This window comes from Pedobacter sp. TM02, from assembly GCF_059705275.1.
Genome location: NZ_AP046530.1, coordinates 3,831,278 through 3,844,974, shown reverse-complemented (window position 1 = coordinate 3,844,974; position 13,697 = coordinate 3,831,278). Strand labels below are relative to the sequence as shown.

Annotated in this window: 12 protein-coding genes; all 12 read left to right on the top strand. The window is 43.3% G+C overall.

All coding sequences use genetic code 11. From position 1 onward, the window contains the following. Window positions 1–62 precede the first annotated feature (62 nt). Entirely contained in the window at window positions 63–1,250 is a 1,188-nt protein-coding gene (locus tag AC6H1S_RS16560) for a cytochrome c oxidase subunit II (RefSeq protein ID WP_497564324.1), read from the top strand. Window positions 1,251–1,272: 22 nt separating this feature from the next. Continuing rightward, window positions 1,273–3,168: a cytochrome c oxidase subunit I gene (locus AC6H1S_RS16555; protein WP_199137002.1), complete on the top strand. Its 1,896-nt coding sequence runs from the start codon at window positions 1,273–1,275 to the stop codon at window positions 3,166–3,168. Window positions 3,169–3,262: 94 nt separating this feature from the next. Next, a complete protein-coding gene (locus AC6H1S_RS16550) occupies window positions 3,263–4,324 on the top strand; it encodes a COX15/CtaA family protein (RefSeq protein ID WP_199137004.1) in 1,062 nt (353 codons plus the stop codon). Window positions 4,325–4,335: 11 nt separating this feature from the next. Continuing rightward, window positions 4,336–5,235: a heme o synthase gene (gene cyoE, locus AC6H1S_RS16545; protein ID WP_199137006.1), complete on the top strand. Its 900-nt coding sequence runs from the start codon at window positions 4,336–4,338 to the stop codon at window positions 5,233–5,235. 8 nt (window positions 5,236–5,243) lie between these two features. Continuing rightward, entirely contained in the window at window positions 5,244–5,822 is a 579-nt protein-coding gene (locus AC6H1S_RS16540; protein ID WP_199137008.1) for a cytochrome c oxidase subunit 3, read from the top strand. A 31-nt stretch (window positions 5,823–5,853) separates the two neighbouring features. Continuing rightward, a complete protein-coding gene (locus AC6H1S_RS16535; protein ID WP_497564323.1) occupies window positions 5,854–6,561 on the top strand; it encodes a cytochrome c oxidase subunit 3 in 708 nt (235 codons plus the stop codon). A 22-nt stretch (window positions 6,562–6,583) separates the two neighbouring features. Then, window positions 6,584–6,937, top strand: coding sequence for a cytochrome C oxidase subunit IV family protein (locus AC6H1S_RS16530; protein ID WP_497564322.1), 354 nt, complete (start codon window positions 6,584–6,586; stop codon window positions 6,935–6,937). Window positions 6,938–7,001: 64 nt separating this feature from the next. Next, a complete protein-coding gene (locus AC6H1S_RS16525; protein ID WP_497564321.1) occupies window positions 7,002–7,706 on the top strand; it encodes an SCO family protein in 705 nt (234 codons plus the stop codon). Between the two features lie 33 nt (window positions 7,707–7,739). Then, entirely contained in the window at window positions 7,740–8,282 is a 543-nt protein-coding gene (locus AC6H1S_RS16520; protein WP_199137016.1) for a DUF420 domain-containing protein, read from the top strand. A 72-nt stretch (window positions 8,283–8,354) separates the two neighbouring features. Beyond that, window positions 8,355–8,951: an RNA polymerase sigma-70 factor gene (locus tag AC6H1S_RS16515; RefSeq protein ID WP_199137018.1), complete on the top strand. Its 597-nt coding sequence runs from the start codon at window positions 8,355–8,357 to the stop codon at window positions 8,949–8,951. A gap of 144 nt (window positions 8,952–9,095) precedes the next feature. Continuing rightward, window positions 9,096–10,001, top strand: coding sequence for a FecR family protein (locus tag AC6H1S_RS16510; protein ID WP_497564320.1), 906 nt, complete (start codon window positions 9,096–9,098; stop codon window positions 9,999–10,001). A 45-nt stretch (window positions 10,002–10,046) separates the two neighbouring features. Next, window positions 10,047–13,691, top strand: a complete 3,645-nt coding sequence (locus tag AC6H1S_RS16505; RefSeq protein ID WP_199137022.1) for a SusC/RagA family TonB-linked outer membrane protein — start codon at window positions 10,047–10,049, stop codon at window positions 13,689–13,691. Window positions 13,692–13,697: the final 6 nt, after the last annotated feature.

Here is a 13,697-nt window from a genome sequence, read left to right as displayed (position 1 = left end):
CTTTTAAGAAAATGAGTTTAAAAAAATTAATAAGTAATAAAACAATGGCGGTGTTAGCAGCAATGCTTACTGTATTTGCAAATACCAGTGCGTTTGCCCAAGAAGCTGCCGCTGCCGCTACGGCCAAACCTGTAGATATGGAACCGGTTTATAAATCGACACTGTTCTACGTATTGCTGTTCTTGCTATTGTGCTTATTCATTGCGATAGTAGGCAAGGCCCTAAGAGTATATGAATTGACCCGCGAAACCCAAGGCAAGCCCGAAGGAATCAACTGGAACAAGATCAATGGTATTCTATTCGCCTTGTTCCTGATTGTTGGTTTGTATGGCGTTTATTGGGAGTACACGGTGCATGGCAACATGATTTTGCCAGAGGCGGCTTCAGAGCACGGTAAAAAAATCGACCAGATGTTTAACATTACGTTGATCATTACCACCATCGTGTTTATCCTCACCCACATTATCTTATTTACTTTTACTTATTTCTACAAAAGTACAGGCAAGAGAAAGGCTTACTACTATCCACACAACAATGCATTAGAGCGTATCTGGACAATCATTCCGGCTTTGGTGCTTACCGTGTTGGTATTGATGGGCTTCTTGACCTGGAGATCGATCTTCTACAAAATCGAAGACCCTAAAAACAAGCCTTTGAGCATTGAAGTAACCTCGTCTCAGTTTCAATGGGATGTACGTTATCCGGGTGCCGATGGCGTGGTAGGCAAGAAAAGCTACAAGCTGATTACAGCTATCAATGCCTTGGGTATCGATTTTACGGATAAAAACAGCTTGGATGATCAATTGGCTGACGAGATTGTATTGCCGGTTAACAAACCAGTAAGGTTCATCCTAACCAGTAAAGACGTTATCCACAGTTTTTATATGCCACACTTCAGGGTTCAATTGAACACTGTACCGGGTATGACTTCTTATTTCGAGTTTACGCCTACGTTAACGACCGAGCAAATGAAGGCCAAAACCAACGATCCTACTTTTAAGTACTTATTGCTTTGTGCCAAGATCTGTGGTGCCAACCACTTTAACATGCAGAAACCAGTTAGGGTTGTAACTCAGGAAGAATATGATGCATGGGTGGTGAAACAAAACCCTTATCTAACTAACGATTTGAGGAAAGCCTTTAAATTACCTGTAATTGCAGCGCCTACCAAAGAAGCGCCAGCAGTAGCAGATACTACTGCAAAAGATACTGCAGCGACCAAAACAAATCAATTAGCTATCAAAAAATAAATAATACTGGAGAACCCTTATTATGTCAACTATATCACTACAAGATAAACACCACCACGATAGCCACGACGATCACGGTCATGGCCATCACCAAGAAACCTTCCTGACTAAATACGTATTTAGCCAGGATCACAAAATGATTGCCAAGCAGTTCCTGATTACAGGTATCGTGATGGCAGTTATTGCAATGGGTTTATCTATCCTTTTCAGGATCCAATTGGCTTGGCCAGATAAATCATTCCCACTATTGGAAACATTTTTGGGCAAATGGGCTGCTGGTGGCAGGATCAAACCAGATTTTTATTTGGCTTTGGTTACCATCCACGGTACCATCATGGTATTCTTTGTATTAACCGCTGGTTTGAGTGGTACTTTCAGTAACTTGTTAATTCCGTTGCAGGTAGGTGCAAGAGATATGGCTTCGCCGTTCTTGAACATGCTTTCGTACTGGTTCTTCTTTACGGCCTGCGTAATCATGATGGGCTCATTCTTTATCCAAACAGGTCCTGCCAGTGCCGGATGGACGGTTTATCCGCCATTGTCGGCCGTGCCAAAGGCTATGCCGGGTTCTGCATTGGGTATGACCATGTGGCTAATCAGTATGGTGCTTTTCGTAGCTTCGTCATTAATGGGCGGTATCAACTATGTAAGTACCGTATTAAATATGCGTACCAAAGGGATGGATCTTTGGAAAATGCCTTTAACCATTTGGGCATTCTTCTTAACCGCTATCTTGGGTATTCTTTCTTTCCCGGTATTGGTAGCCGGTGTTGTACTTTTGATTTTCGACCGTAGCTTCGGTACAAGTTTCTATTTATCGGATATCGTAATCGGTACCCAGATTTTGCCGAACGAAGGCGGTTCGCCAATCTTGTGGCAACACTTGTTCTGGTTCTTGGGTCACCCGGAGGTATATATCGTAATTATGCCGGCATTGGGTATTTCTTCAGAGATTATTTCTGTAAACTCAAGAAAACCAATTTTCGGTTACCACGCCATGGTGTATTCATTGATCGGTATTACCACATTATCGTTCATCGTTTGGGGTCACCACATGTTCGTAACGGGTATGAACCCATTATTGGGCGGTGTGTTTATGATCACTACCTTGATCATTGCGGTGCCATCGGCAGTAAAAACCTTTAACTATTTGGCCACCCTGTGGAGAGGTAACATCAGGTTTACACCTGCCATGTTGTTCGCCATCGGTTTGGTTTCATTCTTTATCTCGGGCGGTTTAACCGGTATTTTCTTGGGTAACGCCTCTTTGGATATCAACCTGCACGATACTTACTTCGTAGTAGCCCACTTCCACTTGGTAATGGGTTCGGCAGCCATCTTTGGTATGTTGGCCGGTGTTTACCACTGGTTCCCTAGAATGTTCGGCAAAATGATGAATGCCAAATTGGGCTACCTGCACTTTTGGGTAACCTTTATCTGTGCCTACTTGGTCTTCTTCCCATTGCACTTCTTAGGCTTGGATGGTGTACCTCGTCGTTACTATGCATTTACCGAGTTTGAGTTTATGCAAAAATGGCTAACCGTAAACGTATTTGTAACTTGGGCTGCTATTATTGCCGCCTTGGCTCAGGTAGCTTTCTTATTCAATTTCTTCTACTCTATATTTAAAGGTAAAAAAGCACCTCAAAATCCTTGGGAAGCTAATACTTTAGAGTGGACAGCTCCAGTTGAACACCTGCATGGCAACTGGCCAGGAGAAATCCCAACCGTATACCGTTGGCCTTACGATTATAGTAAGCCAGGCGCAGAGCATGATTTCATTCCGCAAACCGTGCCTTTCTCTCAAACCATGAGCTCTAACTTGCCTCATGACTTTGAAGGAAACGCCGAGGCAGAGCGCATCCAGAAAGAATGGGAAGCCGCCAACAAAAAAGAAGAAAAGACGGACTTAGACTAGTGAGTTTACTTGTTTAAGCATTTGATATAAGGTATCTGCTGGAGTAAACTATATGCCACAGATACCTTATTTTTTTATAACCTAGCATTAACCCATGGTGGCTAAATCTGAGCAAAGATTTATTCGATTAAATTTCATTACCATTATTGTAACGCTTCTGGTTGTTTTGGCCGGTGGTATCGTTCGCAGTACAGGATCTGGAATGGGGTGTCCTGATTGGCCCAAGTGTTTCGGACAGGTAGTACCACCAACTTCGGCCAAGCAATTGCCTGCAGATTATAAAGAAAAATATGTAGCCCAGCGCTTGGCTAAAAATGAACGTTTTGCCAAGACTTTAGAGAAACTGGGCAAAGCCGATTTGGCCGACAGTATCAGAAACGATGCCTCTATTGCACAGCCCGAAGCTTTTAACGTAGCCAAAACCTGGACCGAATATGGCAACAGGCTGGTAGGTGTAGTAACGGGTTTCTTGATGATTTTCTTGGTGGTTTATGCTTTCGCCTTTAAGCAGTCGGCCAAACGTATTATCGTATTGAGCATCATTAATCTATTGGTAGTGGTCTTTCAAGCCTGGTTAGGCTCTATCGTGGTTTCCACCAATTTGCTGCAGTGGATTGTTACCCTGCACATGCTGTTGGCCCTCGTTATTTTGGCCATACAGATTTATACTTACAACTATGCCAAGCAGCTGCACAAGGAGCGTAGTGTGATCATGTACCGCATTGCCTGGCTAAAGGGCTTTTTGTTCTTTACCATTTTGGTATCGATTGTACAGGTTATTTTGGGCACCGAGGTGCGCGAAAGCATTGATTCGATATCGAAGTCTTTGCAGTTTAACGGGCGCAATACCTGGGTATCAAAAGTGGGCTCGCTTTTTAATTACCACAGAGACTTGGCCATTTTAGTGGCTATCTGTAATTTTGTAGTCTATAAAATGGTAACCGACCGTTTTAGCGGCAAGGCTTGGCCTTTGCAAACGGCCAACTACATTATGATTACGCTAGCGGTACAGGTAGCTTCGGGCTTCTTGCTGTCGTATTTGGCTTTGCCACCTTATGCGCAGGCCATACATGTTTTATTTGCCACCGTTTTATTTAGCTTGCAGTATTACCTGTATTTGTTGGTGTACCGTACGGCTACTTATAAACCCAATTAACCGATTTGAAATTGAAACAGTTTTTTTCAGATTTTTCTAAATTGATCAAGTTCAGGCTCACCTTTTTGGTGGTGTTCTCGGCATCTGTTACTTTTTTGATCGGATCTAAAATTCAGGTGGATAGGGCCATCTTGCCACAAATAGACTGGAATAACTGGCTAATCTTGATTGTTGGTGGATTTTTGGTAACCGGAGCCGCCAACTGCTTTAACGAAATTATTGAGAAAGACCTTGATAAGCTGATGAGCCGTACCAAAGACAGGCCCATGCCAGCCGGCAGAATGACCACCGGACAGGGATTGGTGCTGGGCCTCATTATGGGCATGGCCGGTACCTGGCTGTTGGGCAAGCTCAATTTAGAAACGGGTCTCATTTCGGTATTCTCTATTTTATTGTATGCCTTTGCCTATACACCCCTGAAACGCAAATCGCCAATTGCAGTATTTGTGGGCGCTATACCGGGTGCATTGCCACCGCTGATCGGTTATTTGGCTGCCTTGGGCAAAACCACTGTTTTTTCTGTAGTCGATTACCAGATTGCAGGCATCTTATTCCTGGTACAGTTTGTATGGCAGTTTCCGCACTTTTGGTCTATTGCCTGGGTGTTGGATGATGATTATAAAAAGGCAGGCTTCCGATTGCTACCTACCAAAAAAAGAGATAAAACAAGCGCGATATTTACCTTTGTAAGTACTTTGGTACTGATACCGGTAAGCTTATTGCCAACCTTCTATGGTTTCGGTGGCTACTATATTGCAGGAGTTTCGGTGCTTGCCGGATTGTTGTTCAGCTGGTATGGCTATCAGCTGGTGGTGAAGATGGATTTGCCAAGTGCCCGCAAGGTGATGTTCTGTTCTTTCTTTTACATCCCTTTGGTACAATTGGTTTTATTGTTTGATTTAATAGTTTAGAATTTTAAATGGATTTAGCATTGCAACAGCAGGAGATAAAATTCGACGCCAAGCCCAAAAAGTTTGTGCTTTGGCTTTTTGTAGTCTCTTCTACCATTATGTTTGGCGGATGGACCAGTTATTACATTGTATTTTCGGCCTCTAAGGGAAAAGGCCATGGTTTGGTACTGCCTGATGCTTTTATATATAGCACTGCCGTATTGGTAGCCAGCAGCGTATTCCTTTTCTTGGCTTCGAGAGCTTTGAGGAATGGAGAGCGGGGTTTCCAACAATTGTTTTTGTGGATCACTTTGGCTTTGGGCCTTGTATTCGGCGTATTGCAGTTTCAGGCCTGGTCTGGTTTGTACCACAGCGGCGCGGTGCTGATCAACAACAATGCGGCCATTTCGATGATTTATATCGTATCGGGATTTCACTTGCTGCATATTTTTGCCGGCCTTTGCCTGATCGTAAACAGTCTGGTAGGCTCTTATAGGGAAATACCACACGAAAGGGCAGTTTATAAGCAGGAGATTGCGGCTATTTTTTGGCATTTTATAGATATATTATGGATATATCTGTATGTTTTTTTACTTTTGAACAGTTAGATTTTTTAACAAACTATTATACGATTACTCAATGGATTCATTATCAAAATTAGACCAAGTTAAAACCACTCCATGGGCCGGCGGACGTTCGCCATGGTCTGTAGAATATGGTAAAATAATGATGTGGTTTTTCTTATTATCAGATGCCTTCACTTTTTCGTCATTATTGATATACTATGGAGCGCAACGCTTTTCAAAGTTCACTTGGCCAGATCCAGACCACGTTTTTCAATCTATTCCAGGTATTGCCGATAGCGGTTATCCATTGGTGTTTGTAGGTATCATGACCTTTATCTTGATCATGAGTTCTGTAACGATGGTATTGGCGGTAGAAGCAGGACACAGAAGAGCTAAAAAAGAAGTAATCGGGTGGATGGTCGCAACCATTATCGGTGGTTTCATGTTCTTGGGCTGTCAAGCCATTGAGTGGACCCACTTGCACCACGAAGGTTTCTGGTGGGGATCTATCCCTGGTCCGGAAGAGTTGACGCATTTCTTCAACGGTCCGGTATCAACTGTAGCGGCGCAACAATTTGCCAACTTGTTCTTTACCATTACCGGTTTCCACGGTTTCCACGTATTCAGTGGCGTGGTAATCAATATCATCATCTTATGCATGACCATTAACGGCACCTTCGAAAGACGTGGCCATTACCTGATGGTAGAAAAAGTAGGCCTTTACTGGCACTTTGTAGATTTGGTTTGGGTATTCGTATTTACTTTCTTCTATCTAGTTTAATTATCTTTTAAAATAAAATATTATGTCAGAGCACAACATACATACAGAAGAACATGCGCATGGCGAGCATGAAAGCATGACTAAAGGCAAGATCTGGAAAGTTTTCGGTATCCTGTTGATGATTACCGTTATCGAGTTCATCATCGCCTTATGGGCCATCCCTGGCGGACACATGTCGCAACACGTAGGTAACTTTGTGTATATCGCTTTAACCCTGCTTAAAGCCTTTTACATTGTTGCTTACTTTATGCACTTGAAATTCGAAAAACTAGGTTTGCAGCTGTGTTTAACCGTATCGTTCATTTTTATCATCTACTTTATTGTTTTGATGCTGATTGAAGGCGGTTATTTGCATAACCACATGCCACAGCTTTAAGGGCAGCGGTAAGGCACCAAGCACCATTCGGCTTTCTTAGGGCTGAAAAGCAAACTTTAAAAGGATGAAATACAATCCAATAAAAAAAATATTAATCCTGGTCACCATTTTAGCGGTACCGGGATTTTTATATTATTTACTACAGGAAAAGGGCAAGAACCGCTACAAGCCATTGGCCATTTATGGGCCTAAAAAAGTAGCCAGCACCTTCCATTCGGTAAGAGGCAAACAAATACCCGATACCATTTACCACGTTATCCCAGATTTTAACCTGCTTAACCAGGATGGCCAAGCCGTAACCTGGAAAAACTACCAGGGCAAAGTGGTATTGCTGAACCTGTTTTATACCCGGGGAACCGACGGAATAGATTTTGCCAACAGAGCTGTAGCAGCCTTTGATAAAACCTACGAAAAAAACACCATGGTGCACTTCGTGAGCTTGAGTATGGACAGCGAGTACGACAAACCGGCGATACTTGCGGCTTATGCAACAAAGATGGGCGCCAAAGCGGGCAAATGGGATCTGCTGACAGGCGATGGCTGCCAGGTAGAGCAACTGATCAAAGACGGCCTTAAGCTCGATGCCTTGAAGACGATGGAGAACGGCGTGCCCAAGTTTACCTTTGGTAACATGTTCGTGCTGATCGATTCGCAGCATCGCATCAGGGGCTATTACGAAGCAACCAACCAGGAAGCACTCTCTAAACTAGACGACGAAATTAAAGTATTGATTGCCGAAGAACTCAGAAACATAAAAGACGGGCGTTAAAATCGCGATGGCGAAAAAGATTGAAATTGAATAATGGAAAATAATCAAGTAGAACAAAAATATAACAAATGGATTATCCTGCTGTCGGTGGCCATACCTGTAGTGGTGGCCCTGCTGTTTGGCGTTAACCTCCGAAAACTAGGCTACGATGTAAAGCCTTTGTCATTTTTGCCCCCAATTTATGCAACGATCAACGGCATTACTGCCGTGGTGTTGATCAGTGCGGTATGGGCCATTAAAAACGGCAAGCGGAAGCTACACGAAAACCTGATGAAGTTCGCCATTTTCCTGTCGGTATTGTTTTTGGCCATGTATGTAGCCTATCACATGACTTCCGATTCGACCAAATTTGGTGGCGAGGGTGCCATCAGGTACATTTATTTCTTCATCCTGATTACCCACATCTGTCTGTCGGTTATTATTATTCCGTTCGTGCTGGTTACCTATGTGAGGGCCTTGGCACAACGGTTTGATGCCCATAGGAAGCTCGCCAGGATTACTTTTCCGCTTTGGCTATACGTAGCTATAACAGGCGTAATCGTATACCTGATGATATCGCCATACTACATAAATTAACTTTATGTAAAAATAGCGTTGCAGTTTATTAACCAGATGTTTATCTTAGAAACTGAGAATAAGCATAGTTAAGTGGTTAATATAATTACGGGGCAGGATTTAATTGATATCATACAGGAAAGCCAGGTCAAGGCCTTTACCCATTTTTATACGCTTTTTTTTCAGAAACTGCTCCTCGAAAGCGACAAGTACGTCAAGGATGTTTCGGTAGCAGAGGAGCTGGTGCAAGACGTTTTTTTGAAGGTATGGGAAAATCCTGAAAGCCTGGAAGACGTAAGGTCAGTTAAATCGTACCTGTACCGATCGGTGATCAATGCCTCGATCAACTACATCAATCGGCAAAAAAACATTGAACAGCACCATCAGAAAATCGCAGCCGATTATAGCGAAGAATACCTGATGGAGCTTGACGAAGAGAACAGGTTGGTGGTACTGCTGCGCATCGAGATCGAAAAACTGCCTCCGCAATGCAAAAAGGTTTTCAAGTTGAACCGGTTTGAAAAACTCAAATACCGGGAAATAGCCGATTTGTTGGGTATTTCGGAGCGCACCGTCGAAAACCACATCGCTAATGCCTTAAAAATACTGAGGGAAGCCCTGCTCGACAAGAAAAACGTCGATAAGGAATCGAAGCCCTTTCAAAAAATCATTACGCTATATCTTTATTAGAAAGTTTTTTAGAAAAAATAAAAAAATCTAAAAAGACTAGGGGTTTTTTGTCAATCGTTTGTCATAGCTTAAACCTACTAGACAAACTGTATGCCTAATCATCCTGAATCTCTGGTGCTAATTACCAGATATTTAAATAATCCTATGGACCCTGCATTGCAGCAGGAAGTGGAACAATTCCGCGCTCAATCGCCAGAAAACGAAATTTATTTTCTCGAAACGCAAAAACTTTGGGAACTTTCTTCTAAAGCAGCCAGGCTGGCCAATGTTGATGAAAAGAAAGCCGTCGGCGAGTTGAGGGATTACCTGAAAAGCAGCAGGCCTAGCCGCAACCTCAAGCTGGTTTGGTTCAGGAACATTGCCGCCGCCGTTTTGGTGCTGGCTATGGGTTATTGGATCTATCAGCAAAACACCAAAATTGTTTACTTAACCAAGCTTACCGGAAACAGCCAGGTTGATACGGTAAAACTAGCCGATGGTTCTGTGATTGTCATGGCCGAGAACAGCGAGCTGAAATATCCGGAGAAATTTGACGGTGAAAGGGAAATTGCCTTTGCCAGGGGGCAGGCTTTTTTCAAGATTGCACCAAACCCTGCGCATCCATTTAAAGTAGTGATGAACAAGTCTGATGTCACCGTACTCGGTACTTCCTTTAACATCAAGGTGTCGTCCGTACAGATCGATTTGAGCGTAAAAACGGGAAGGGTAATGTTTTCGCCTTTTCAAAATGGTTCCAAATCAATCCTCAGCGAAGGCCAAGCCATTACCTACGATTCGGAAAAGGGAGAAATCGTGGCCAAAACCGCACAGAATGCAGATGCTTGGCTAACCAAGGAACTCACTTTCGTAGATACGCCATTAGAAGAAGTTTGCAAGCAGCTGAGCGCATATTACCATGCCGATATCAAGCTGCAGAACAACAAGCGCAACAAAAAACTCAACGCCACCTTCAAGAACCAAACATTGGCGCAGGTTTTAGAAGTGCTGAATGAGACCTACAACATCAAAATCAAAAAAGAAAAAGATCAAATCACGCTCATAACTCCTTAAACAACCTTTAACCCCTAAACAACCAATTTATTTAACTAACAAACTATGAAGAGAAATTTTTACAAAAGAAAAGTTGGAATGAGTTTCTGCCACATGGCATTGCTTGTTTGCGCAATCTTTTGGACTTCATTGGCCAAGGCCGATGCGCAACAAGGCAAGTGGAAGCCCGAAAGATTAGACAGCTACCTGAAAAAGGTAGAGCAGGCCTACAAAGTAAGCTTTGTATACGATGCGGCAGAAATCAGCAAATCGTTGGTACTTGATGTACCTGAAAAGACCTACACCATTCAAGAATCGCTAGAGCCATTAAAACAAAAAAACATTGGCTATAGGCTGGTGGGCACACAAGTGATTTTAAAAGTGCAAGAGCCCATCGTGGCACAGCGAAAAGACGTTACGGTAAAAGGCGTTGTCAAGGACAAAAAAGACAACAAGCCTATTCCTGGTGTAAGCGTATTCGTAAAGGGCACTGGCCAAGTGGTGTCTACCAACGAGCAGGGCGAATACCAGATGACGATAAAGGACGAAAAAGCGATTCTCGTATTCAGGTACCTGGGCTACAAAACGGTTGAAATGGCCATTAACGGCAAAACCAAGATCGATGTAGAGCTTGAAGAAGACGCCGGCCAGCTGAAAGAGGTGAACATCGTATCTACCGGTTACCAAACGCTTGAGAAAAAAACATTTACTGGAGCCGCCACCTTGGTAAAGGCAAGCGATGCCGAAAGGGCAGGTGTAACCGATGTGAGCAGGATGCTTGAAGGACAGGTTGCCGGGGTAACCATTCAAAACGTGTCTGGTACCTTTGGTGCAGCACCTAAAATACGCGTGCGTGGCGCCACCTCATTTTCTGGAGATAACAAACCATTGTGGGTTGTTGATGGGATTATCTTAGAAGATGTGGTTAACATTTCGAACGAAGCCCTTACTTCTGGCGATGCCAGTACGCTGATTGGTTCGTCGGTAGCAGGCTTAAACCCCGACGATATCGAGAGCTTTAACATCTTGAAAGATGCGGCCGCAACCGGTATGTACGGTGCCCGTGCCATGAATGGGGTAATTGTAGTTACGACCAAAAAAGGAAAGCTTACCGAAGGAGCCGCTCGAATCAGTTACCGTGGCAACTTCACTACTTATGCCAAACCTAGCTATTCGGATTTCGACATCCTGAACTCGGCCGACCAGATGGCGGTGCTGATCGAGATGCAGAACAAAGGCTATGTGCAGATTCCTGGCGAATCAAGAGGTGTAAGTGGCGGACCTTTCTATAAAATGTACAACATGCTGTACAACTATGATCCGGTAACCAAAACCTATGCCTTAAAAAATACCAGCGCCGATAAAATTGCTTTCCTTTCGAGGTATGCCAATGCCAATACCGATTGGTTCGACGTGCTATTTAAAAATTCATTGCAACAAGAGCATTCATTGAGCATCAATTCGGGTACGGAGAAATTTAAAAGCTATGCATCAACTTCGTTTACCAAAGACAATGGTGTTACCATTGGAAACAGCGTAAGCAGGTTTACCGGTAACTACCGAGCTAATTTTAATTTGACCGATAAGTTAAGTGCCGAATTATTGAGTACAGGATCGGTGCGTAACCAACAGGCTCCTGGAGCTACTGCGCTTCAATCCGATCCGGTTTATGGCAACTACTTCCGTAATTTCGACATCAATCCTTATTCTTACGCCGTGAATACCAGCCGTATGCTTACCGCCTACGATGAAAATGGCAACTATGAATACTTTAGACAGAACAGTGCGCCTTTTAGCATCTTGAACGAGCTAAACTCCAACTATCTTAAGCTGGGCGTATTGGATTTCAAGGTTCAGGGAAACATCAGCTACAAAATCATTCCAAGCTTAAGCTATTCAGTAGATGGAGCTTACAGGTTCGTGAAGTCTGAAACCCAGATCTCTATTTTGGAAAGCTCTAACATGGCTACATCATTCAGAACAGTTGATGATGCGACTTCTTCGCAAAGCAACAATAATTTGTATACCGACCCAGATATTCCGGGAAGCTTGCCAATTAGCGTATTGCCTAGTGGTGGTTTTTATAAAACATCAACAGATAACCTGAAGAGCTATTACTTCAGACAAAACTTGGCTTTCAATAAAACTTTTAACACCAAGCATAACATTACCGCTTTTGGCGCGATGGAAGTGCGTTACATCGACCGTCAAAGAGAGTCTTTCGATGGCGTGGGCTATCAGTTTGACAATGGCGGCTTGGTTACTCCATATTACAAGTATTTTAAAGAAGCCTCTGAAGAGGGCAAGCCTTATTTTAGCATGGGCAACAATTACGAAAGATATACCGCCTTCTTCGCCAATGCCTCTTACACCTATAATGAAAAATATACCTTGAGGTTGTCAGGCCGTTATGACGGCTCTAACTTGTTAGGTAAAACGGCTACTGCCAGGTGGCTGCCAACCTGGAACGTAGCGGCCAGCTGGAACATCAGCGATGAAGATTTCTGGCCAAAAAGCGATATCTTAACTGGAGCCAAATTACGCGGTTCTTATGGATTGGTAGCCAGTATTGGCAATGCCACCAACTCGGCTGCCGTGTTCTACAATCAAGTGTCGAGAAGACCCAACTTAGGCGATCAAGAAGCACAGATTTTTATTTCGAACCTCGAGAACTCTGAACTGACTTGGGAAAAAACCAAGGATTTAAATATCGGCTTGGATTTGTCCTTGATCAAAAACAGGATCAACTTTACCGTTGATTTGTACAAAAGGAACATTTTTGATTTGATTGGTGCCATTCAAACTTCTGGTATTGGTGGCGAGTATACCAAGATTGCCAATTATGGCGCCATGTCTGGCAAAGGTATTGAGTTGGCTATTACAGGCAAGGCCATAGACAATCCTAACTTTAAATGGACTACCAATTTCAACTTTGGCTACAATACCAATAAAGTAAAAGATTTGCAGGTTGATCCGAATATCTTCAGGTCTACTTCAAACAATGGCTCGGCAGTACTTAATTATCCGCAACGCAGCTTGTTCTCGGTGCAGTTTGCTGGCTTGAACCACGATTATGGCTATCCGATGTTTGTAGGCGTAGATGGCAGAACAACTACCTACATCAATTTGCAAGACGACAACCTGCTTCGTTTGAAATACGAAGGACCAATAGACCCTACATTTGCCGGTGGTTTTTATAACCAGTTTAGCTATAAAAACTTTACGCTTTCTGCATTGCTTGGTTTCTCTGCCGGTAACATGATCAGGCTTAATCCAAATATCAGCAGCAACTTTAACGACATCAGTTCAATGAGCCGCGACTTGTTAAACAGGTGGGTAATGCCTGGCGACGAGAAGTTTACTACAGTACCAGCTATCCTCGATCCGCTTTCGGCATCGAAAATTGTTGATGCCAACGGTTCGGCAGTAGATATCAGGTATGCCTATAACTTGTATAACTTTTCTACCGAAAGGGTAGCAAAAGGCGATTACATCAAGTTGAGGCAAGTAGCGTTGAGCTACAACCTGCCTAAGAGCTTCTACAGCAAATTGGGTATGTCTGGAGCTTCAATATCTTTGGTAGGCAACAACCTGTTGCTGCTGTATTCTGATAAGAGGTTAAATGGCCAGGATCCAGAATTCTACAATTCTGGTGGTGTGGCCTTGCCGGTATCTAGACAGTATACCTTATCGTTAAAAATTGGATTTTAATTGAAA